This is a genomic window from Sphaerospermopsis sp. FACHB-1094, from assembly GCF_014696195.1.
Classification (GTDB): Bacteria; Cyanobacteriota; Cyanobacteriia; order Cyanobacteriales; family Nostocaceae; genus Sphaerospermopsis; species Sphaerospermopsis kisseleviana.
Window position 1 is genome coordinate 1 of sequence record NZ_JACJPT010000017.1, and the last position, 19,175, is coordinate 19,175.

The following is a 19,175-nucleotide window of genomic DNA, read 5'->3' on the forward strand; positions in this document are numbered from 1 at the left end:
TCAGGACAGGCTCAGGACAGGCTCAGGACAGGCTCAGGACAGGCTCAGGACAGGCTCAGGACAGGCTCAGTACAAGTCGCTCAGTGCAAGTCTCCCTATTTCCCAATCTTCCATCCTCAACCCCAACTTGCAAGAAGTGATGTTAGGGTATTCTGACAGTAACAAAGATTCAGGCTTTTTAAGTAGTAACTGGGAAATTCATAAAGCCCAAAAATCCCTGCAAGGAATTGCGGAAGAATACGGTTTAAACCTGCGAATTTTCCACGGACGGGGGGGATCGGTAGGTCGTGGTGGTGGACCTGCTTATGAGGCGATTTTAGCCCAACCAGGACATAGTATTAATGGACGGATCAAGATCACTGAACAGGGAGAAGTTTTAGCTTCTAAATATTCTTTGTTGGATCTAGCTCTGTATCACGTTGAAACTATTACCAGTGCAGTTGTACAAGCTAGTTTGTTGAAAACCGGGTTTGATGATATTGAACCTTGGAATGAGATTATGGAAGAATTAGCTCATGCGTCGCGTCAACATTATCGCGCTCTCATTTACGAACAACCCGATTTTATCGACTTCTTCCATCAAGTTACCCCCATCGAAGAAATTAGCCAACTGCAAATTAGCTCTCGTCCAGCGCGACGACCATCTGGTAAAAAGGATTTAAGCAGTTTACGAGCGATTCCTTGGGTATTTAGTTGGACACAAACCCGATTCTTGTTACCTTCCTGGTATGGTGTGGGTACAGCTTTACAGGAGTTCTTGAACGAGCAACCGGAAGAACACTTAAAATTAATGCGTTACTTTTATGTCAAATGGCCTTTCTTCAAAATGGTGATTTCTAAAGCAGAAATGACCTTAGCGAAAGTAGACATGGAAATGGCGCGACATTACGTACAGGAATTGTCTAACCCTGAAGACAAACCTCGTTTTGAGAAAGTGTTTGAGCAAATTGCTAGTGAGTTCTATCTCACCAGGGATTTAGTCTTAAAAATTACCGGACACCAAAAACTTTTAGACGGTGATCCGATTTTGCAGCGTTCAGTACAGTTACGTAATGGAACAATTGTACCGTTAGGATTTATTCAAGTTTCTCTACTCAAGCGCCTACGACAGTACAAGAACAGCACCACACCAGGAATAATTCACTCTCGTTACAGCAAAGGGGAGTTACTGCGAGGAGCATTGTTAACTATTAACGGTATTGCCGCAGGAATGAGAAATACTGGTTGAAGAAGGTGACAGGTGACAGGTGACAGGTGACAGAAAGAAAGAGTGTAAGAGAAGATATTGTTATTTCTCCCAATCCCGCCATATCACCAATCACCAATCACCAATCACCAATCACAATGATCAAAAAACGCATTCTAATTTGTACTTTTGTAGCCCTATCATCTGGCTTTTTTGGTGGTTTAATGGCTGCACAAATTACTTCCATGTTGCATAACCAAAAATGTCAAACTCAAGGCTGGGGTTTCCAGCAAGTTTGTAATGTCGTAGTCACACCTGGAGCAATTTGGCAGGGTAGTATAGCTGGAATATGGACAGGTACAATATTAGGGGCGTTTGTTGGCGGGTCAATAGTACGTAAAAGTTATTAATTAGGGAATTGGGAATTGGGAATTGGGAATTGGGAATTGGGAATTGGGAATTGGGAATTGGGAATTGGGAATAGTTGATTAGAAAACATAAAATTGATTACCCAGTCACCAGTCACCAGTCACCAGTCACCAGTCCCCAGTCACCAGTCCCCAGTCCCCAGTCCCCAGTCCCCAGTCACCAGTCCCCAGTCACCAGTCACCAGTCACCAGTCCCCAGTCCCTATTCCATTGGAGTAGTAGATGATTGCAGACTGCTTAAAGATTGCCAAGTATTGGTGCTAGTATCAAAACATCGCCAATTTCCCTTCCGTTCGTCTTTATAACAAAATAACGTGCGATCGCGGTCATCAAAATTATCAGTTAAAAAATATACCATTCCTCGAAATGGATAAGTTTTACGACTCAGGCGCTTTGCTACGGCTTGATTCGGACATTCGACGATAAAAACGGATTCTCCATTGATTTTAGAGAGGGAGAAAATACACATCCGCAAAATTGCTCTCAGCCAACTTTCAGAATTCTCGAAGTAATCGTCGATAATTTTGTTAGTTAGAGCTTGTTCGAGGCTGCGGTCTTTGTTACGAGGAGTGTGGGCATCAGACATAGCATCACCTAAAAATGGCTATACCGCTGGTTCGAGATTAAACTAAAATTTCCCAAAGTGGCAAGTGTAGGGGACTGGGGACTGGTGACTGGGGACTGGTGACTGGGGACCTGACAGGGGTAGGTTTTTAATATTATCTGTTGAGGCAGGACTAGGAAGACAAGGAAGGAAAGTGGACAAGGAAGATTTTATACGGACAATGGTTTTTTGACGGACTATTTTTGTGACTAAGAATACAGACTTTGTACTGTTTTCCTCCCTTGTCACCTTGTCCACCTTGTCCACCAAGTCTTGCCCTGACGACAATGTAAAATACCTACCCTTGTGAGGGACTGGTGACTGGTGACTGGGGAAGACTAATAACCCAATGCCCAATGCCCAATGACCTGGTAATATATACCTATAACTTTGAGAATTTAATAGCCATGACGACTGAAACTAATGTAAAAAATCAAGCTACTACAGGTGCTGATGCTGTTGATGTAGCGATCGCACAAGGAATTGATTTTGACGGTTCTCCTATTCCTGCTGCTAAGTTGGAACTATATAATCAAGTCATGGGTTTAGAAGCTGGTAGACAACGCAGTGGTGTATCTAATACTATGCGTTCTAGGATCGTCCGTATTGGTGCAAAGCATATTCCCCAAGCTGAGTTAGACGCAAAGCTGGTTGATGCTGGTTTTGCTCCTTTAAAAGAAAAAGAAGTTGCCTTTTTCTATGGTGGTAAATAATACAATTTTAGATTTTGGATTTTAGAATAGTAGGTTGGGTTAGCAACAGCGTAACCCAACACAAAATCTAATTTCGCCGGAAATTGTTTTTGACGTACTCCCCGCAAAACATCCGCTACTGCTCTCGCACCTGGTCCAGAAAATGCTTTACCATCGTTATTTTCTATGTAGGGTTGTAAGGTAACAAAAGGTGCTTCTGTCATTAAATAACTCGCACCTTGTAAAACGTTAATGGTGATAGGTTTTTTACTAGGGTTGTGTAAAATTACTCCTATATATAAGGTTTGTAAATCCTTGGGAGTGTGGGTATAATGATGAGCAAATAGATCAAATCTGCCTTGAATGGGAAATTTTAAATGTGCGGCTGGAACTTTTTTCTTATTAGGTGTAAAAGTAGAAAGTAGAATACCTTCATTTTTGATCCATTCTGGACTGTTGCTATTAAAAACCGGTATTTTATCTAAACTACCAGGTAAAGGACGTATTTCTCCCACTTGCACAATTTCTTGTGGTGCTGGTTTTGTAGGTGTTTGAGCGTTTACTTGATTTTTTTGATGATAGCTATTGAAAGTTGTACAGCCGATAGTTTGAGTAATCGCTAATCCTGATATGATGATGAATACAGGTTTGAGGATGTGGTTTTTGGCTTGCAAAATTCCCATATTTGATTTTTCCAGTCAGTTTTTCCGAATGTTATGAACTGGATACAATATATGGAAGGTTAATTTCTGATTTTCTGTAATGCGTGTAAATTTAAAGTAACCCAGTCATTTCGACTCAGGAGTTCAATAAATGGATATACTCATTGAATCTACTAAGGATTTTGAAAAAGATTTAGAAAAGTTTACAGATACAGAGAAGTTTAGAATTATTAAGGAAATGAATCGAAATTTTGAATTGTTATCATCTGAAAATAATTTAATTAATAATTCTTTTTATGAACATAGTGAACAACTCAGAAACATTAAACTAAATCATGACTATGATTCTACTATATATTGTCTCAAAATTAACGATCAACAAAGAATAATTTTAACTATTGATGATGATCCAATTTTTGGTTGTATTTTAATCACTTTATTTAGATTAGTTAATCAAGAAAATGCACAACAAGCTTATAATGCAGTTGCAGAAATGATTTATCAAGATTTCACGGTAGAAGAAAACCCAGCTTTAGAAATTCAGTGTTGTTAATGGCACAAATTAAACCTCTGTTAGATGAATATGGTGTCATTCATGAAGCAATGAAAATTCTTCCAGAATATCTGAAAATTGATTTTCTGGAAGCTTTAGCTGAGTTAGAAGATAATGAATGTCACCGAACTAGAAATTTTCCTAAAACCAGATTACATAAGGTAGCGGGTATTAAACAAGCTATTTACCGTGCAGATATTAATAAAATATCAGGGTGGCGGATTCATTTACAATATATTGATGGAAAAATTCACCTCAAAGATATTATTGGTGGTCAGCATCATGATAATGTCATGCTGGTGATTAAATTGAAAAAGGATAGATATGATTAATAATTGATAATTGATAATTGGTAATTGATAATTGGTAATTGGTAATTGGTAATTGGTAATTGGTAATTGGTAATTGGTAATTGGTAATTGGTAATTGGTAATTGATAATTTGTAATTTGTAATTTGTAATTGATAATTGGTAATTGGTCATTGATTCTATCCTAAAATGCTATCAACGGTAATTTTAATTTCAGGAAATGCGAGGATATCTAAAATTTCACCACGTTGAAAGGTGTTGATTTCACTATATCCATTTTCTGAAGGTTGACGATAAACGATGATTTTTTTTTCGATGATATCAACTAACCAAACTTCTATAATACCATTAGCTGCATAAAGAGGAATTTTGATATCTCGATCATATTCAAAACTACTATCTGCAACTTCTATTAATAATAATACATCCGATGGTTGAGGATGTGCAGATTCATAAAAATCTTCACGGGGTTTAAGTAATGCTATGTCTGGTTGGGGTTCGGAAAAATTATCTAAAGTTATGGGGTTTTGTACAGCAACAATTACTTTTTTACCTAGTAACTGTGAAAAAAGAGAGTTTAAACGATTGACACAAGATGCGTGTTTTCTTCCTATCGGTGACATTTCAATTATTTCTCCATTAATTAATTCTACTCTATCATCTTCTGTTAAAATTCCTGCTGCATTCATTTGATGATATTGTTCAACTGTGAAACGTCTGGTTAATAATTTCGTAGACATAGTTCACTCTCTTTGTTGATGATATTGGTTAATTATTTCTATAATTTGTTTCTATAATTATTTTGTTCCTAAAATGCTATCAACGGTAATTTTAATTTCAGGAAATGCGAGGATATCTAGAATTTCACCACGTTGAAAGGTTGTGATTTGACTATATCCATTTTCTGTAAGCTGACGATAAACGATGATTTTTTGTTCGATGATATCAACTAACCAAACTTCTATAATACCATTAGCTGCATAAAGAGGAATTTTGATATCTCGATCATATTCAAAACTACTATCTGCAACTTCTATTAATAATAATACATCCGATGGTTGAGGATGTGCAGATTCATAAAAATCTTCACGGGGTTTAAGTAATGCTATGTCTGGTTGCGGTTCGGAAAAATTATCTAAAGTTATGGGGTTTTGAGAATCAACTATTGCTAATGGAAGCAACAATTGAGACAATGTACTAATTAATCTTCTTACACAACTTGCGTGTTTTCTTCCTATTGGTGACATTTCAATAATTTCTCCGTTAATTAATTCTACTCTATCATCTTCTGTTAAAATTCCTGCTGCATTCATTTGATGATATTGTTCAACTGTGAAACGTCTGGTTAATAGTTTAGTAGACATAGTTCACTCTCGTTAGTTGATGTTATTTGTTAATTATATCATTTCTTGAAATAGATCCCCAACTTTTCCAAGAAGTCGGGGATCTGAGTTTACAAATAATCAAAAAAGACTTCTGGTACTAATCTTAGTTCTCCTGATTTAAACTTTTCAATTTCTACCCATAAAGCACGATGTTTCTTTTCTGGTGTTTCGGAAAAGGTTAAACTTTCAATTTGGTAAAATTTCGGATCTGCAAAGTCGCATTGATAAAGTTGGATGATTTCATGTCCTTGTTTACCATCGAATATAAACAGGTTTTCGATACAACTTAAATAACGAATGTTGGTTAAATCAGCTTGTATTTCTTCTTGAAATTCTCGTTCCAATGCTATGCGACTGGTTTCACCAAATTCTACTCCTCCACCTAAAGCACGATAAAATGTTGATTGCTTGGTCGGATCATATCCTTCAGAAACAAAGATTCTGTCACCGTCTTTAATTAATGCTAAAACTATGACTCTAATTTCACCTGGTTGATTCATTGTTGTGAGTAATTGTTGTTATTTGAATGATTAATTATCGTAAAGGGAATAAGCGCGAGTTTCACTATCTTCTACTGGCCAATCTTCATTTTCACCACCTAAATATAATGCTTCTATGGTGACGTATTCTTCACTTAATTGAGATAGTGCGTTGATGAGAATATCTAAGGCGATCGCATCACTTGTTCCTAAATCAAACCAGCATCTTCCCCATTTTCCTTCATATTCAAATTCACCCATGTTGTGCATTAAAGCTAACATACTTTGATCATAACCTTGGTTATCATAATCCATGTAGCTTAAATCCAAACCTGTTTCTTGAACTTGCAAGTTTTCAGCGTTGAAACCTCCTAGTTTACCTAAATAAAACCAAGAGTTAAATACTTCTTCTACATATTGTTTTTCTTGTTGGGAAGGAATGGTACTAAATTTGATCCAGAACCAAACGTCAAAGGGATTAAATTCGCGGAATTGAATGTACATTTTTGGTGATTGGTGATTGGTGATTGGTGATTGGTGATTGGTGATTGGTGATTGGTGATTGGTGATTGGTGATTGGTGATTGGTGATTGGGAAAGAGAATAAATAATTATCTGTTCCCTGTTCCCTGTTCCCTTCTTTCCTAATGACTAAATCATCATATATTATTGAGTCGGTTTTTAGCCTGGTTGCGTTCGGATTCAATTTGTTTGACTAGACTAGCAGGAAGTTGGGATTTTTTGGTTAACGCTTTCTCAAAATATGCGATCGCTTCTTTAACCACATTCTGACTTTTTTCCTTGTTACCTTGTAAATACAGTATTTGCGCTTTGAGATAATAAATTTCTGGGTTATCAGAGGTGTTTTTCAAAGCACGATCCACATATTTTAATGCTTGGGGATATTTTTTCAAATCCCGATACGCTAAAGCAATACCCCTATCTACTAAATATCCAGGTGCTGCATTTTGTTCCAGTTGTTCAATCGCTTGATCAGGACTAATGAAAGGCAAGTTAACGGCTAACATTAAGTTCATATAGCCTTTAATTAAATTTAACTCTGGATCATTGGCATTAATGGCTTCTGCTCTATCTAAGTATTCATACACTTTTGTTAACCTAGTAAATGCCTTTGATGCACCATTAACCGTACCTTCACGGGTAATAATGACAGCACCTTCTAAAAAATTGCCTACTCCAGTGTATAAATTACCACGTAATTGGTTAGTAGCAATCAATTTTTGTCCAGCTTCTAAAGTCTTTTTGCTGTACTTTTCCAATCCTACTAAATCTTGATTAGTATAAGCTAAAGATGCTTTTAAAGCATAAGCTAAAGGTTCATCGGGTTCATCAGCGATCGCTTTTTTCAGGTGATCCTCTGCTGCGGAATAATCTCCCTGTTGGAAAATCGCTTTAAACGCTGCTTCCGTGCGATCGCCAATTTTATGAGGTTCACTACTGCGAAATGGATCACCCGCTAATGAGGGATTTACCCACAAATTTAAGATTAACGTAGTAGCAAAAGCAACTGTAGAAACCAGAGGAAATCCTAAAAAATGTTTAGACATAATAAAACACAGAATTATTACGGTTGAACTTGTCTTATGTATTACTTAAAATCAAAAAATGCTTAACCAAAAAACGCTTCTGTCTTAGCAAAAAAATCCAAAAAAATCCAATTTATCTAGACTATTGAAAATTCATCAGGATTCCTCGCTGATTGTAGCGATTTTTTTTTGTGTAATTCTGTCAAAATAGAAAAAGTTGAATGTTTGTTGCTGCTGGATCAGGTTTTGGTTACGTAACTTTGCTTTTAGTCCATCAGTTGTTCATCAGTTGTTCGCTGACTATCTGGTAATTTTAACAAATGCTTTATCTCAGAAATCTAACTTATCACCCCACAGCTTGTCCCACAGCAATTCTTAAATCTATTAACCTGGAATTACCACCACAGCAGCTAGGTTTAGTCATAGGTCCTAGTGGTTCTGGTAAAAGCACCTTATTAGAAATTTTATCAGGATTAGTTGAACCTACCTCCGGTGCTGCATTTTGGAGAGAACAACCACTAATATCAGAACAACTGCAACAATTAGCGGGAATTGTCTTTCAATTTCCCGAAAGGCACTTTTGCGGTGGTACAATTTTGGAAGAATTGCGTTTAGGACATCCCGAATTAGGTACAGAACGAGTTCATCAAGCACTCAGAGAAGTAGGATTAGATCATTTATCATTTTCTACCTCACCCCATGCTTTAAGCGGTGGACAACAAAGACGTTTAGCTTTAGCAGTTCAATTAATTCGCCAACCAAATTTATTATTATTAGATGAACCTACAGCCGGTTTAGATTGGTCTATTCGTCGTCAATTAATAAATTTATTAGCAAAACTGAAAAAAGATTGGACTTTATTAGTTGTTACACATGATGCAGGGGATATGTTACCAATAGCGGACAGTTGTTGGACTTTAAATCATGGTGTTTTGGAATCTGTTGATCCTAAAACTTTAGAAAAGAAAATTGCAGAAACAGTTGGGAAGTGAAACATTTGAATTAAAACTTAAAAAGTTTCACGCAGAGGCGCAGAGTCGCAGAGAAGAACGCAAAGATTTTGAGATAATTAATTGAGTGAATATGAGTTTAGAGTCCGTATTTAGTTTACCTGAAATGGTGGAAGTTTGGCAAGAAACGTTAAATTTGCAACCAACAAATGATCAACAAAATCAATTGCAAAAACTCTATGAATTGGTTATTGAAGCTAATCGTTATGTGAATTTAACTCGCATTACTGAAGCGTCAGAATTTTGGGAAAAACATCTTTGGGATTCGTTAAGGGGAGTTGCACCAAAACAGCATTTTATTGATTCTCTTCATCCAGGTGCATCCGTAATTGATATTGGTACTGGTGCTGGTTTTCCTGGTTTACCAATTTCGATTATTTTCCCTAATTCTCAGGTGACTTTGTTAGATTCTACTCGCAAAAAAATTAATTTTATTGACTCTGTTTTAACGGATCTTCCTCTTATCAATGCGAAAACAATTGTCGGGAGGGTGGAAGAAATTGGACAGGAAAGTAAACATCGAGAAAATTATGATTTAGCTGTGATTCGTGCAGTGGGTAGTGTTTCTGCTTGTGCTGAATATAGTTTACCTTTAGTGAAAAAAGGTGGTTTAGCAGTTATTTATCGGGGAAGTTGGACAAAGGAAGAAAATCAAAGTTTAGAAAATGCGGTATATCATTTAGGGGGAGAAGTTGAATTAATTGATGAGTTTACCACTCCTTTAAGTAATAGTATTCGTCATTGTTTATATTTAAGGAAGGTAAAACATACACCTGTGAGTTTTCCTCGTCCTGTGGGTATACCAACACAAAAACCTTTGTAAATTAGGTAATGGGTAATTGGTGATTGGTGATTGGTGATTGGTAATTGGTTGTGTTTATAAATCAATTACCAATTATGAATTATGAATTATTATGAATTACGAATTACTCTATTTTACTTGCATCTGCAAACCGTTGATTAATTTCATCCCAGTTAACCACATTCCACCAAGCTTCTAAATATTCAGGACGACGATTTTGATATTTTAAATAATAAGCGTGTTCCCAAACATCATTACCAAAAATGGGATATTTACCTTCCATTAAAGGACTATCTTGATTTGCAGTAGTTGTAATTTCTAACTTACCATTTTTATTGCGAACTAACCAAACCCAACCGCTACCAAAACGACCTGCACCAGCTTCATTAAACTGTTTTTTAAAATCTGCAAAATTGCCAAAATTATCATTAATTGCAGTTGCTATTTCTCCAGTCGGTTCACCACCACCATTAGGTTTCATGATTTTCCAAAACATTGAATGGTTAACATGACCACCACCATTATTTCTGACTGTAGTTCTAATATCTGCGGGGACATTATCCAGATTTTGCAGTAGTTGTTCAACAGTTTTGTTTTTCAGTTCTGGGTATTTGTCCAATGCTTTATTTAAGTTATTCACATAAGCTGCATGATGTTTATCGTGATGAAACTGCATTGTTCTTGCATCAATATGCGGTTCTAGTGCGTCGTAAGCGTAGGGTAAAGGAGGTAGTTCAATAGTTGATGTTCTGGGGGTTGATGTTTCCGCAGAAGCGCAACTATCAAGAAGAAAAGCACCCGCACTAGCACCCAGTAAAACCAAGAAATGACGACGATTTAAACTCATAAGTCTTTTTGCAGTTGGTAGATTTGCACACTGTTTTAGATCATAACTGCAAAAATAGATTAGGGAATGGTGAGTTTTACTTCCCCTAGATTATTTATCAAGTTTATGCACCTAATTTGACAAAACCCTATCCTGTAAATTTCTGTAAGTATCAGTTATAATTGTGATTATAACAATATCACGTTAATCACAGAAAAATTGCCTAAACTTATGACACAGAGCTTATTTAGTCAAGTGTGGATAGGAGTAACGCGAACTGTCACCCTAGCATCCTTGACAGTATTAGCCACAACCGCAGTTAGCAACCAACCCAGCTATGCAGGAAGCGCAACCTTTTACTGTGGCAAGAGTAAGGGTGTACCTGTCACATTTGCTCGGACTCAAGATGGTAGAAAAGTCACCATAGTTCGCTGGACTTCCAATAACTATTTTCCACCACCTTGGACTGCTCAACGTCGTTGTGTAGAAGTATCTAAAAGATTTCAAAGAAGCAATGACAACGGTACACTCAAAAATATTACCACTGGAACACTGAATGGTGAACCTGTAGTTTGTGCAGGTACTAGCCAAAATCCTAACTGTACAAGTAGTAAAAAGCAGCAGCCATTTCTGTGAAGATATTATCAACAGATTTCTTAGGTTCAGGAATATTACTGAATAAACAAAATTCAGTTTATACAGTATTAACTAATGCCCATGTTTTGAGAGCAGATAATCCCCCTTATCGTATTCAAACACCAGATGGTAAAATTTATCAAGCAAGTTTAATAAAAAATATAAATTTTAAAGACTATGATTTAGCAATATTACAATTTACAAGTATTAAAAAAGATTATTCTATAGCTGCTTTGGGTAATGTTCCCAAGGTAGGTGATGAAGTATTTGTAGCTGGTTTTCCTGTGCCGGAAGAAACTGAGGAAATTAAATTTGTGTTTAATAGTGGTAAGGTTTATTTAGTGTTAGAAAAATCTTTAGAACAAGGTTATCAAGTGGGATATACCAACCGTTTAGAAAAGGGAATGAGTGGAGGAGCTTTATTGAATAAAAGTGGTGAAGTTGTCGGTGTGAATGGTATGCACGCTTATCCTTTATGGGATGTTCCCTCTTTATTTATGGATGGTGAGCAAGCAGAAGAAAATTTACATCAGCAAATTATCCGTTTGAGTTGGGCTGTACCAATGGATCAGGTAATACAAAATATGGGAAAATTACAGATATCTAATTCGCATTTTCATAGATAATTAAAATATCAGCAATTGAATTAATTGATGGGTAAATAATTATGAGTGTGCAACTGTCTATTCCCGATTCTGTAATTGCAGCAATTCGACTACCGGAAAAACGTATAGAACAGGAATTATTGGTTGAATTAGCATTAGCTCTCTATAGCCAAGAACTATTATCTTTTGGTAAGGCTAGAGAGTTAGCTGCTATGGGAAAATATGAATTTGGTAAATTATTAGGAGAACGTGGGATTAATAGACACTATGAATTGGCTGAATTGGAGGATGATTTAAACTATGCCAGTGGTCAGTAATACTTCGCCATTATTGAATCTGGCAATTATAGATCAGCTAGAATTATTACGCCAACAATTTGGGGAGATACTGATCCCAAAGGCTGTATTGGAGGAATTGCGGGTAGAAGAAATGCTACCAGGTTCTGATCACCTGCGAGAAGCCCTAGTTGCAGGATGGCTTCAAGTGCGGGAGGTTAATAATCCATCTTTGGTACAGCTATTACAGCGAGATTTAGACAGAGGTGAAGCAGAAGCAATTGCACTTGCATTGTTGCTAGATGCAGATTGGATAATTTTAGATGAACGAGATGGGAGAAGAATTGCTAAAAGTTTCGGTTTACAAGTTACAGGAATATTAGGTGTAGTTATACGTGCATCACGTAATGGACAGATTTCTTCACTGCCATTGGTGATTAACCAGTTACGCGAAGAAGCTGGGTTTCATATTGCACCAAATTTATTATCTCAAATTTTGAAAGAGGACATTAAATAATGAATTATAAATACACACTTCCATCTGCACTAATAGGGGTAACAATCTCCCTGGTACAGCCGCAAGCAGCAAGGGCAATATGTAGTAATGATCAAGTAGATACAATTGGCAAGGAAATCACTGTTTTAATTGATAGTGAGTCCCCTGATTCTGGTGTGATTATTAAACAAACAGGCAATATTTATACTGTGATTACAGCTTATCATGTAGTAAGAAATAGTAATTTAAAATATCAAATAGTTACCCCAGATAATCAACGTTATCAACTCAATTATCAAACAGTGAAACGACTACATAATAAAATAGATTTGGCGATTCTACAGTTTACTAGCAAAAAAGATTATCAAGTTGCTAAAATTGGTAATTCTGATGATTTAAAAAGATTAATGAATGTCCATGTTGCGGGTTTCCCTCGCCAGACAGGAGGTGTGAGAAAATCTATTTATGATTGTCGTAGTGGAAGAGTAATTGACAATGTACCAGAAAATATTGATAGTGGCTACAATTTATTTTATGACAATCCTACATTGGGAGGAATGAGTGGCGGCGCAGTATTGAATGACCAGGGAGAATTGATAGCAATTCATTGACAAAAAATATCATGTATAATTAAATAAATCCTGATTTTGGAAAAAAGACAAAAATATGCAAATTACTATCGAAATTCCTGAAGATATTGGCAACCAACTACAACAAAACTGGCAAGATTTACCACAAAAACTATTAGAAGCTTTAGCAGTAGAAGCTTATAGAAATAAAATCATGACTTCTGTGCAAATTCAGCAATTACTAAAATTTGCTTCACTTCAAGAAACTGAACATTTTTTAGACAAATCTCAGATTTCTCTAAATTATCCCATCAAAGATTTAGTAAAAGATAATCAAAAAAAGACTTTAGCTGATACTGTTAACGAACTTCAACAAATCTGTATTGAAGAAGATTATTCTTTAGAAGTTCCCTCTCGTCAAGACCGGACTAATTTATTTTTTTAACATCCGCAATGAATTTTTTATGTGATACGAACATTATTAGCGAATTAGTGCGACCTCAGCCTAATCCTGGTGTTTTAATATGGGTAAAAAATTTATCTTCCATAAATATTAGTGTAATTACTTTGGAAGAAATACATTATGGATTAACATCAAAACCTAACCTCAAAATTCAAAATTGGTTTGATAATTTTATTAAAAATGATTGCCAAATTTTACCTGTCACGGCTGAAATCGCTCAACTTTGCGGTAAAATACGAGGCCAACAAAGATTAAGCGGTAAAACAGTTACCCAAGCAGATATGATGATTGCTGCTACAGCCCAGATACATCAATTAACTTTAGTTACGCGCAATATTCGTGATTTTGATAGTTGTGGTATCCCACTTTTTAACCCTTTCAGTTAATCTTCAGGATATTTATCATAATAAATCCTGTTCGCGTAGCGTGGCGTTAGCCATAAATCCTTAAATCCTGGATATCCTGATTCAGACAATTAATCAATTTCCAATGACTTAATCATCTTTTCTGCTGTTTCCACAAACTCATCATAATCATTGACTTTAGCAGTATAAGTAATCGTATAAGCCTGATCGCCTTGCAAAATCACAACCTGCATATTCTTTAAATTATCATTGCCACTTTTACCCATAAAAACTAATTGACTAGCAGGTTTATTTGCCTTAGTTGTTATCAATTTTTCAATTATCTTTGAAGCTGAAAAAGTATTTTGAATTTCCTGAATATTGAATACTTGCAAATCTTCTAATGTACCAGAAAACCTATCAATACTAATTGTCACCTTTTCTTGAAACTTATCTGCATCACTTTATTTAGGAGAGATAAAAGTTACAACTTCACCAAGAATGGGATTTTCTAAATCTTGTCTTTCCCAATTTTTTGGATATTTTACCTTGATTCCATATTGAGAATTTTCATATAAATTAAAATCATTTTTAGGAATCAGGAACATAATTAGGCTAATGACGGTGACAATTCCTAATCCTAGCAAAACCCGCCAATCTATCGGTTTATATATAGGCTTTGGTAATAAATTTTTAACTGCTTGTAAAGCTTCCTTTGCAGTTGGGTAACGGTTACGAAAATCATAGCTCACCATTTTATCTAAAACTGTCGCTAGTTTTGGACTAACATTTGCAGAGTTACGCCAAATAATTTTTCCTGTCTTTGCATCTTCTGGTAATTCATGAGGTAATAAACCTGTTAGTGCTTGAATGGCAATAATTCCTACTGCATAAACATCACTACTCAATTGTGGTTTAGCTCTTTGTTGTTCAAGTGGCATATAACCAGGAGTACCAATAATGACAGTGGAAGTAAGTTTTCCCTGACTATTAATTACCTGTGTTCTCACTTCTTTAACTGCACCAAAATCAATCAGGACAATTTTATGATCTGACTGACGACGGCGAATATTATCTGGCTTAATATCTCTGTGTATAACTCCATTTTTATGCACAAATTCTAATGCTTCTAGAATTTCTAGTAAGAGTTTAATAACATCAGATTCAATCATTTTTTACCTGATGTTAATTCATCACTCAAATCATGCCCTTCTATATATTCTTGAACTATAAAAAACTCTTGATTTTCTGCAAAATGAGCTAAAAGAGTGGGTATTTGATCATATTTTCCTAGCTTTTCTAAAATCTCTGCTTCTTGGTCAAAAAATTCTTTAAGTTTTTTTAAGGTATCGGGTTCTGTACTGGGTGGTGTAAACTGCTTGACAACACAAAGAGGGTTTCCCGGTCGTTTGGTGTCTTTCGCTAAAAAAGTGGTTCCAAACCCACCTTTTCCCAAAGGTTTGTGATTGTCGTACTCGTAACGTCCACCTATCTTCATGCTGTTCATACCAAGATTCACTCTGTACCCTGGAAGTTATTTTCCCCCCGTTTAAGGTTCATTATGGCACAAATTTTACCTTTAGGTGCTGTGGATAATGATCTGAGTCGGTTAGTTGGTGGTGAAAATTGAGCAGATTAATAACAATCTAAACTCAAACTAAATCCTGGTAATATGTCTTCCCCTAATAATTCTGTTGTCTTAACCTAATAATTCATCTACTGCAATATTAAACCCTGGTAATACAATTTGAGTCCTCACTATTTCACCAGCAATAAACACAAGACGTTGATTTTTAGTAATTACAATAATCCAACGATTTTCAGGAAAAATTAACCAAACTTCCTCACTTCCTGATTGCAAATATTCTTGAGATTTAGCAATCATATCTTCTGCTAAATCTGTAGGAGAAATTATTTCTGCTACGAGGGGAAAACTTTGAGGTAAAACAGCAGGTTCACCAAACTGCTGCATCAACTCTGGAGTAAGATAAGCAACATCAGAACGACGACCTTGTTGATGAGTGCGACAGGGTGCTTCTGTATAAACTTCTCCACCTTGTTCACTAGAATCTTTGTAATTTCTCCAGTAAGTAGCTAGTTTTGCTTGTACCCGACTGTGTTTCAATGTCACTTCTTCTTTCTCCAATAATTCCCCATTTACCCATTCTGTACCCTCTGGGGAACTTTGCATCCAATCTTCTAAGGAATACTTTTTTAATACATCTTCTTTAATTGGTATCATTACCATAATTATCTATTCTCCTTTTCAACACAGATATTATTGATATTATGACTATATATTGCTGCTGATAATCAAGTAGTGGCTGATAAAATTCTTGACCAAATAGAGGAAAAAAGTCAACTTTTGGCAAAAAATCCTGATATTGGTCAAGCAAGACCTGATATTGCTCCAGAAATGCGTTATTTTCCTGTTGGAAGCTACTTAATTCTTTACCGTGAAATCGAAGATGGTATAGAGGTTGTGCGTGTTGTACATGGTGCAAGAAATTTACCTGATGTATTTAGTTAGGAATAATCAACGATTGTCTATAAATGTTGGGTTTCGTTCCTCAACCCAACCTACAGAATTTTATTTTTTGGGCTTCATGGAAAAGTATTGAATCCTGTTCATCCTTAAATCCTGGACATCCTGATTCTGACAAATAGGACGGGAAAAACCCGCCCCTTTAGTTAATAGAAATTAACCGCAATTAACCGAAATGTTTGATAATTGCCTCAGCAAATTCAGAACATTTCAAAGGTTCTACAGGTGGTTCAATTAACCGCGCTAAGTCATAAGTAACTTCACCATTAGCTATGGCTGCACCTAGACCTTTTTTAATCAAATCTGCGGCTTCTTGCCAACCCATATATTCTAGCATCATGACACCGGAAAGAATCACAGATCCGGGGTTAATTTTATCTAAACCGGCGTGTTTTGGTGCTGTTCCATGGGTAGCTTCAAAAACGGCGCAGGAATCGCCAATGTTTGCCCCTGGTCCCATACCTAAACCACCGACAATAGCAGCAGCAGCATCGGATAAATAATCACCGTTGAGGTTCATTGTAGCCAGAATTGAATATTCATCTGGTCGGGTTTGAATTTGTTGGAAAATGCTATCGGCAATGCGATCATTTACCATGATTTTCTCTTTCCATTTCCCATCACCATGACTTGTCCAAATTGAGTTCAGAACTGTTTCCACTTCTTTAACAATTTGTGCTTTTTTCTCTGGTGTTAAAGCATCAAAACCAGGATCGATCATTCTGGCGTTTTCTTCTAAGGAAATGTTAGGGTTTTTCTCCTTATTTCCTAAGATCCAAGATTCCCTTTCGGTAACGCATTCATTACGAAATTCGCTGGTTGCTAATTCATAACCCCAATCTCTAAAAGCGCCTTCGGTGTATTTCATGATGTTGCCCTTATGCACCAATGTCACTTGTTGCTTGGATTTGGGCAGTTGTAAAGCGTGCTTGATGGCGCGTCTAACTAAACGTTGTGAACCGCTTTTACTGATGGGTTTAATTCCTATACCTGCATCCAGGGGAATTTGCTTTTTACCGTGTTCTGGGGTAGCGGGGATAAGTTCATTGTTGAGAATGGAAATGAGGCGATCGCCTATTTCACTACCTTGTTTCCATTCAATCCCCAAATAAATATCTTCCGTATTTTCCCGGTAAACAATCACATCCAATTTTTCCGGGTTTTTGTGTGGGGAAGGAGTTCCTGCATAGTAACGACAAGGACGCACACAGGCGTACAGGTCAAAAATTTGACGTAATGCCACATTTAAAGACCGAATCCCACCACCTACCGGAGTAGTCAAAGGTCCTTTAATTGCAACGCCATATTCTTTAATAGCGGTGAGAGTATCTTGGGGTAAATACTGATAAGTGCCGTATAAATCACAAGCTTCATCACCAGCATAAACCTTAAACCAGCTAATTTTTCTTTTGCCGTTGTATGCTTTTGCTACCGCAGCATCAAGCACCTTTTCTGTAGCTGGCCAAATATCAATACCTGTGCCATCACCACGAATAAAGGGAATAATAGGATTGTCAGGAACAACGGGTTCACCATTTTTGAAGGTAATTTTTTCGCCAGTTGTCGGGGGGGTAATCTTGTCGTACATAGTTAACACATTCCAAATAGAATAATTTCAAGGAGTTACAGGAGGCAGAAGGCAGGAGGCAGGAGGCAGGAGGCAGGAGGCAGGAGGCAGGAGGTAGAAGGCAGGAGGCAGGAGGCAGGAGGCAGGAGGCAGAAGGCAGAAGGTAGAATAAATTTTTCTCCCTATTCCCTATTCCCTATTCCCTATTCCCTATTCCCTGTTTTTTGACTTTTGATTTTTAATTTTCCTCCCTTACTTCCCCTGCTTCCCCTGCCCTTTCTTTGAGGCGCAGATCATCCCCTGCTTTACCTGGTAAATTATTGGTAGCTCAGACGTAGATTGCAGTTAAACCGGCGCTACTTTGTCCGGTCAAAAATAGTAAACTACTTTTCGCTATCTGTGCTTCATTTTGTAGAATGCCCAATAGCTGATTCGTTTGTTCACTGAAACGCTAACACGAGTAATGGCATGACAGACCCAATGATTGTATCAGGCACTGCTAATGACATCGACTCCCTGCGCCAAAAGTTAATCGCTGGGTCCGAAAAAGTCCAACAACAAATCATCCCACAATTAGCTAACTTGGGTAATGAGGGTTTAGATGTGTTGCAGGAATTTTTGTTGAAACGTCGTGACACTCCAGCAACTTGGATTGATGGTAAAGCTTACCAAGTCATCTACAATTCTGATGCACCTACGGCTAAGGAATTTCTAGAAACTCACTTTCCTGAAGGAATTGTACCTCTAAAATCAGATCGTGGGATCAGTTACAATTCTTTGCAAGAATTACTCATCAAGCAGGAGTTTCAAGCTGCTGACCTGCTGACAATTCAAAAAATGTGCGAAATGGCAGGACCCCAAGCAGTACAAAGAAAATGGTTGTATTTTACTGAAGTGGAAAATTTCCCCATCAAAGATTTACAAACAATTAATCATCTTTGGGTTGTCTACTCCGAAGGTAAGTTTGGTTTTTCTGTACAGCGAGAAATTTGGTTGGGGGTGGGTAGAAACTGGGAAACTTTATGGCCAAAAATCGGCTGGAAGGATGGCAATAAATGGACTCGCTACCCCAACGAGTTTACCTGGGATTTAAGCGCCCCTAGAGGTCATCTACCCCTTTCTAACCAACTGCGCGGGGTGCGGGTAATGGCTTCTCTTTTATCTCATCCTGCGTGGGGTTAGGTGACAGGTGA

31 protein-coding genes and 1 pseudogene are annotated in these 19,175 nt (G+C 36.9%); 17 read left to right on the plus strand and 15 right to left on the minus strand.

The genetic code is table 11. The annotated features are described in order from the left end of the window. From H6F47_RS07600 to H6F47_RS07610, 3 genes are all read left to right on the plus strand, one after another. Window positions 1–1,228 (plus strand): phosphoenolpyruvate carboxylase (locus H6F47_RS07600; RefSeq protein WP_242027353.1); only part of this gene is annotated, 1,228 nt, incomplete at its 5' end. A 116-nt stretch (window positions 1,229–1,344) separates the two neighbouring features. Then, window positions 1,345–1,596, plus strand: a complete 252-nt coding sequence (locus H6F47_RS07605) for a hypothetical protein (protein WP_096572847.1) — start codon at window positions 1,345–1,347, stop codon at window positions 1,594–1,596. 93 nt (window positions 1,597–1,689) lie between these two features. Next, window positions 1,690–1,833 (plus strand): hypothetical protein, encoded by a 144-nt coding sequence (locus H6F47_RS07610; RefSeq protein ID WP_190648391.1) that lies wholly within the window; start codon window positions 1,690–1,692, stop codon window positions 1,831–1,833. Here the strand turns inward: H6F47_RS07610 and H6F47_RS07615 are convergent. Together H6F47_RS07615 and H6F47_RS07620 are read right to left on the minus strand one after the other, a co-directional pair. Further along, window positions 1,817–2,200, minus strand: a complete 384-nt coding sequence (locus H6F47_RS07615; RefSeq protein ID WP_096571920.1) for a hypothetical protein — start codon at window positions 2,198–2,200, stop codon at window positions 1,817–1,819. The genes H6F47_RS07610 and H6F47_RS07615 overlap by 17 nt on opposite strands. Before the next feature lie 42 nt (window positions 2,201–2,242). Then, window positions 2,243–2,575: a hypothetical protein gene (locus H6F47_RS07620; RefSeq protein WP_190648394.1), complete on the minus strand. Its 333-nt coding sequence runs from the start codon at window positions 2,573–2,575 to the stop codon at window positions 2,243–2,245. 50 nt (window positions 2,576–2,625) lie between these two features. Between H6F47_RS07620 and H6F47_RS07625 the strand changes: the two genes are divergently transcribed. After that, window positions 2,626–2,931 (plus strand): DUF4090 family protein, encoded by a 306-nt coding sequence (locus H6F47_RS07625; RefSeq protein WP_137669465.1) that lies wholly within the window; start codon window positions 2,626–2,628, stop codon window positions 2,929–2,931. A gap of 68 nt (window positions 2,932–2,999) precedes the next feature. Here the strand turns inward: H6F47_RS07625 and H6F47_RS07630 are convergent. Continuing rightward, window positions 3,000–3,593: pseudogene (locus H6F47_RS07630) on the minus strand (DUF3370 family protein); the annotation flags it as partial. A 130-nt stretch (window positions 3,594–3,723) separates the two neighbouring features. Here H6F47_RS07630 and H6F47_RS07635 point away from each other — a divergent pair. Next, on the plus strand, window positions 3,724–4,125 hold the full coding sequence (locus H6F47_RS07635; protein ID WP_096571922.1) for a hypothetical protein: 402 nt from the start codon (window positions 3,724–3,726) through the stop codon (window positions 4,123–4,125). Further along, entirely contained in the window at window positions 4,125–4,457 is a 333-nt protein-coding gene (locus H6F47_RS07640; RefSeq protein ID WP_096571923.1) for a hypothetical protein, read from the plus strand. The genes H6F47_RS07635 and H6F47_RS07640 overlap by 1 nt, the downstream gene beginning before the upstream one ends. Here H6F47_RS07640 and H6F47_RS07645 read toward each other — a convergent pair. The 6 genes from H6F47_RS07645 to H6F47_RS07670 form a co-directional block, all read right to left on the minus strand. Then, window positions 4,429–4,608: a hypothetical protein gene (locus tag H6F47_RS07645; protein WP_190648397.1), complete on the minus strand. Its 180-nt coding sequence runs from the start codon at window positions 4,606–4,608 to the stop codon at window positions 4,429–4,431. The two genes, H6F47_RS07640 and H6F47_RS07645, sit on opposite strands and share 29 nt — an antisense overlap. 5 nt (window positions 4,609–4,613) lie before the next feature. Then, window positions 4,614–5,174 carry a Uma2 family endonuclease gene (locus H6F47_RS07650; RefSeq protein ID WP_190347373.1) on the minus strand — a complete coding sequence of 187 codons (561 nt, stop codon included), beginning with the start codon at window positions 5,172–5,174 and terminating at the stop codon, window positions 4,614–4,616. A gap of 57 nt (window positions 5,175–5,231) precedes the next feature. Further along, window positions 5,232–5,798, minus strand: coding sequence for a Uma2 family endonuclease (locus H6F47_RS07655; RefSeq protein WP_190648401.1), 567 nt, complete (start codon window positions 5,796–5,798; stop codon window positions 5,232–5,234). Between the two features lie 89 nt (window positions 5,799–5,887). Next, window positions 5,888–6,319, minus strand: a complete 432-nt coding sequence (locus H6F47_RS07660) for an NUDIX domain-containing protein (RefSeq protein ID WP_137669205.1) — start codon at window positions 6,317–6,319, stop codon at window positions 5,888–5,890. 30 nt (window positions 6,320–6,349) lie between these two features. Then, window positions 6,350–6,802 carry a DUF3531 family protein gene (locus tag H6F47_RS07665; RefSeq protein WP_096571927.1) on the minus strand — a complete coding sequence of 151 codons (453 nt, stop codon included), beginning with the start codon at window positions 6,800–6,802 and terminating at the stop codon, window positions 6,350–6,352. 154 nt (window positions 6,803–6,956) lie between these two features. Then, window positions 6,957–7,865, minus strand: coding sequence for a Sll0314/Alr1548 family TPR repeat-containing protein (locus H6F47_RS07670; RefSeq protein ID WP_137669206.1), 909 nt, complete (start codon window positions 7,863–7,865; stop codon window positions 6,957–6,959). A 299-nt stretch (window positions 7,866–8,164) separates the two neighbouring features. Between H6F47_RS07670 and H6F47_RS07675 the strand changes: the two genes are divergently transcribed. Beyond that, window positions 8,165–8,836, plus strand: a complete 672-nt coding sequence (locus H6F47_RS07675; RefSeq protein ID WP_096571929.1) for an energy-coupling factor ABC transporter ATP-binding protein — start codon at window positions 8,165–8,167, stop codon at window positions 8,834–8,836. A 91-nt stretch (window positions 8,837–8,927) separates the two neighbouring features. Continuing rightward, window positions 8,928–9,677 carry a 16S rRNA (guanine(527)-N(7))-methyltransferase RsmG gene (gene rsmG / locus H6F47_RS07680; protein ID WP_190347370.1) on the plus strand — a complete coding sequence of 250 codons (750 nt, stop codon included), beginning with the start codon at window positions 8,928–8,930 and terminating at the stop codon, window positions 9,675–9,677. A 103-nt stretch (window positions 9,678–9,780) separates the two neighbouring features. Here rsmG and H6F47_RS07685 read toward each other — a convergent pair whose 3' ends face one another. Beyond that, complete coding sequence (locus H6F47_RS07685; protein WP_190648403.1) at window positions 9,781–10,503, minus strand: superoxide dismutase; 723 nt, start codon at window positions 10,501–10,503, stop codon at window positions 9,781–9,783. A 210-nt stretch (window positions 10,504–10,713) separates the two neighbouring features. On the opposite strand from H6F47_RS07685, the gene H6F47_RS07690 reads away from it, so the two are divergent. From H6F47_RS07690 to H6F47_RS07720, 7 genes are read left to right on the plus strand one after another with little or no spacing between them, the layout of a single operon-like run. Continuing rightward, window positions 10,714–11,118: a COP23 domain-containing protein gene (locus tag H6F47_RS07690; RefSeq protein WP_190347368.1), complete on the plus strand. Its 405-nt coding sequence runs from the start codon at window positions 10,714–10,716 to the stop codon at window positions 11,116–11,118. Beyond that, window positions 11,115–11,744, plus strand: a complete 630-nt coding sequence (locus H6F47_RS07695) for a serine protease (RefSeq protein ID WP_347237734.1) — start codon at window positions 11,115–11,117, stop codon at window positions 11,742–11,744. Before H6F47_RS07690 ends, H6F47_RS07695 begins: the two co-directional genes overlap by 4 nt. Window positions 11,745–11,785: 41 nt before the next feature. Further along, window positions 11,786–12,040 (plus strand): UPF0175 family protein, encoded by a 255-nt coding sequence (locus H6F47_RS07700; protein ID WP_137666969.1) that lies wholly within the window; start codon window positions 11,786–11,788, stop codon window positions 12,038–12,040. Further along, window positions 12,024–12,515 (plus strand): DUF3368 domain-containing protein, encoded by a 492-nt coding sequence (locus H6F47_RS07705; RefSeq protein WP_190648405.1) that lies wholly within the window; start codon window positions 12,024–12,026, stop codon window positions 12,513–12,515. Before H6F47_RS07700 ends, H6F47_RS07705 begins: the two co-directional genes overlap by 17 nt. Continuing rightward, on the plus strand, window positions 12,515–13,105 hold the full coding sequence (locus tag H6F47_RS07710) for a serine protease (protein WP_190648408.1): 591 nt from the start codon (window positions 12,515–12,517) through the stop codon (window positions 13,103–13,105). The genes H6F47_RS07705 and H6F47_RS07710 overlap by 1 nt, the downstream gene beginning before the upstream one ends. A 55-nt stretch (window positions 13,106–13,160) precedes the next feature. Next, the gene (locus H6F47_RS07715; protein WP_190648411.1) at window positions 13,161–13,508 is read left to right on the plus strand and encodes a UPF0175 family protein; all 348 of its coding nucleotides are present in this window, start codon (window positions 13,161–13,163) and stop codon (window positions 13,506–13,508) included. A gap of 8 nt (window positions 13,509–13,516) precedes the next feature. After that, window positions 13,517–13,912: a type II toxin-antitoxin system VapC family toxin gene (locus tag H6F47_RS07720; RefSeq protein WP_190648414.1), complete on the plus strand. Its 396-nt coding sequence runs from the start codon at window positions 13,517–13,519 to the stop codon at window positions 13,910–13,912. An 89-nt stretch (window positions 13,913–14,001) separates the two neighbouring features. Here the strand turns inward: H6F47_RS07720 and H6F47_RS28805 are convergent, their stop codons facing one another. The 4 genes from H6F47_RS28805 to H6F47_RS07730 form a co-directional block, all read right to left on the minus strand. Next, window positions 14,002–14,307, minus strand: a complete 306-nt coding sequence (locus H6F47_RS28805) for a hypothetical protein (protein ID WP_347239071.1) — start codon at window positions 14,305–14,307, stop codon at window positions 14,002–14,004. Window positions 14,308–14,334: 27 nt separating this feature from the next. After that, complete coding sequence (locus tag H6F47_RS28810; RefSeq protein ID WP_347239072.1) at window positions 14,335–15,042, minus strand: protein kinase; 708 nt, start codon at window positions 15,040–15,042, stop codon at window positions 14,335–14,337. Then, the gene (locus H6F47_RS28815) at window positions 15,039–15,377 is read right to left on the minus strand and encodes a protein kinase (RefSeq protein WP_347239073.1); all 339 of its coding nucleotides are present in this window, start codon (window positions 15,375–15,377) and stop codon (window positions 15,039–15,041) included. Before H6F47_RS28815 ends, H6F47_RS28810 begins: the two co-directional genes overlap by 4 nt. A gap of 192 nt (window positions 15,378–15,569) precedes the next feature. Further along, window positions 15,570–16,118 carry a Uma2 family endonuclease gene (locus H6F47_RS07730; RefSeq protein ID WP_137666965.1) on the minus strand — a complete coding sequence of 183 codons (549 nt, stop codon included), beginning with the start codon at window positions 16,116–16,118 and terminating at the stop codon, window positions 15,570–15,572. Window positions 16,119–16,169: 51 nt separating this feature from the next. Between H6F47_RS07730 and H6F47_RS07735 the strand changes: the two genes are divergently transcribed. Further along, window positions 16,170–16,400, plus strand: a complete 231-nt coding sequence (locus H6F47_RS07735; RefSeq protein ID WP_272109810.1) for a type II toxin-antitoxin system RelE/ParE family toxin — start codon at window positions 16,170–16,172, stop codon at window positions 16,398–16,400. Window positions 16,401–16,581: 181 nt separating this feature from the next. Here H6F47_RS07735 and H6F47_RS07740 read toward each other — a convergent pair whose 3' ends face one another. After that, window positions 16,582–18,003, minus strand: a complete 1,422-nt coding sequence (locus tag H6F47_RS07740; protein ID WP_190648416.1) for an NADP-dependent isocitrate dehydrogenase — start codon at window positions 18,001–18,003, stop codon at window positions 16,582–16,584. Window positions 18,004–18,450: 447 nt separating this feature from the next. Here H6F47_RS07740 and H6F47_RS07745 point away from each other — a divergent pair, with 447 nt between their 5' ends. Then, window positions 18,451–19,164 carry a GUN4 domain-containing protein gene (locus tag H6F47_RS07745; protein ID WP_096571935.1) on the plus strand — a complete coding sequence of 238 codons (714 nt, stop codon included), beginning with the start codon at window positions 18,451–18,453 and terminating at the stop codon, window positions 19,162–19,164. Window positions 19,165–19,175: the final 11 nt, after the last annotated feature.

What these genes read in the sequence shown, in the direction of transcription:
- H6F47_RS07720 (WP_190648414.1), top strand. Translation starts at nt 13,517, where the DNA reads ATGAATTTTTTATGTGATACGAACATTATTAGCGAATTAGTGCGACCT.
- H6F47_RS07665 (WP_096571927.1), bottom strand. Translation starts at nt 6,802, where the DNA reads ATGTACATTCAATTCCGCGAATTTAATCCCTTTGACGTTTGGTTCTGG.
- H6F47_RS07650 (WP_190347373.1), bottom strand. Translation starts at nt 5,174, where the DNA reads ATGTCTACGAAATTATTAACCAGACGTTTCACAGTTGAACAATATCAT.
- H6F47_RS07655 (WP_190648401.1), bottom strand. Translation starts at nt 5,798, where the DNA reads ATGTCTACTAAACTATTAACCAGACGTTTCACAGTTGAACAATATCAT.
- H6F47_RS07615 (WP_096571920.1), bottom strand. Translation starts at nt 2,200, where the DNA reads ATGTCTGATGCCCACACTCCTCGTAACAAAGACCGCAGCCTCGAACAA.
- H6F47_RS07670 (WP_137669206.1), bottom strand. Translation starts at nt 7,865, where the DNA reads ATGTCTAAACATTTTTTAGGATTTCCTCTGGTTTCTACAGTTGCTTTT.
- H6F47_RS07625 (WP_137669465.1), top strand. Translation starts at nt 2,626, where the DNA reads ATGACGACTGAAACTAATGTAAAAAATCAAGCTACTACAGGTGCTGAT.
- H6F47_RS28810 (WP_347239072.1), bottom strand. Translation starts at nt 15,042, where the DNA reads ATGATTGAATCTGATGTTATTAAACTCTTACTAGAAATTCTAGAAGCA.
- H6F47_RS07640 (WP_096571923.1), top strand. Translation starts at nt 4,125, where the DNA reads ATGGCACAAATTAAACCTCTGTTAGATGAATATGGTGTCATTCATGAA.
- H6F47_RS07690 (WP_190347368.1), top strand. Translation starts at nt 10,714, where the DNA reads ATGACACAGAGCTTATTTAGTCAAGTGTGGATAGGAGTAACGCGAACT.
- H6F47_RS07685 (WP_190648403.1), bottom strand. Translation starts at nt 10,503, where the DNA reads ATGAGTTTAAATCGTCGTCATTTCTTGGTTTTACTGGGTGCTAGTGCG.
- H6F47_RS07660 (WP_137669205.1), bottom strand. Translation starts at nt 6,319, where the DNA reads ATGAATCAACCAGGTGAAATTAGAGTCATAGTTTTAGCATTAATTAAA.
- H6F47_RS07645 (WP_190648397.1), bottom strand. Translation starts at nt 4,608, where the DNA reads ATGACCAATTACCAATTATCAATTACAAATTACAAATTACAAATTATC.
- H6F47_RS07715 (WP_190648411.1), top strand. Translation starts at nt 13,161, where the DNA reads ATGCAAATTACTATCGAAATTCCTGAAGATATTGGCAACCAACTACAA.
- H6F47_RS07635 (WP_096571922.1), top strand. Translation starts at nt 3,724, where the DNA reads ATGGATATACTCATTGAATCTACTAAGGATTTTGAAAAAGATTTAGAA.
- H6F47_RS07745 (WP_096571935.1), top strand. Translation starts at nt 18,451, where the DNA reads ATGACAGACCCAATGATTGTATCAGGCACTGCTAATGACATCGACTCC.
- H6F47_RS07605 (WP_096572847.1), top strand. Translation starts at nt 1,345, where the DNA reads ATGATCAAAAAACGCATTCTAATTTGTACTTTTGTAGCCCTATCATCT.
- rsmG (WP_190347370.1), top strand. Translation starts at nt 8,928, where the DNA reads ATGAGTTTAGAGTCCGTATTTAGTTTACCTGAAATGGTGGAAGTTTGG.
- H6F47_RS28815 (WP_347239073.1), bottom strand. Translation starts at nt 15,377, where the DNA reads ATGAACAGCATGAAGATAGGTGGACGTTACGAGTACGACAATCACAAA.
- H6F47_RS07730 (WP_137666965.1), bottom strand. Translation starts at nt 16,118, where the DNA reads ATGGTAATGATACCAATTAAAGAAGATGTATTAAAAAAGTATTCCTTA.
- H6F47_RS07705 (WP_190648405.1), top strand. Translation starts at nt 12,024, where the DNA reads ATGCCAGTGGTCAGTAATACTTCGCCATTATTGAATCTGGCAATTATA.
- H6F47_RS07700 (WP_137666969.1), top strand. Translation starts at nt 11,786, where the DNA reads ATGAGTGTGCAACTGTCTATTCCCGATTCTGTAATTGCAGCAATTCGA.
- H6F47_RS07740 (WP_190648416.1), bottom strand. Translation starts at nt 18,003, where the DNA reads ATGTACGACAAGATTACCCCCCCGACAACTGGCGAAAAAATTACCTTC.
- H6F47_RS07710 (WP_190648408.1), top strand. Translation starts at nt 12,515, where the DNA reads ATGAATTATAAATACACACTTCCATCTGCACTAATAGGGGTAACAATC.
- H6F47_RS07675 (WP_096571929.1), top strand. Translation starts at nt 8,165, where the DNA reads ATGCTTTATCTCAGAAATCTAACTTATCACCCCACAGCTTGTCCCACA.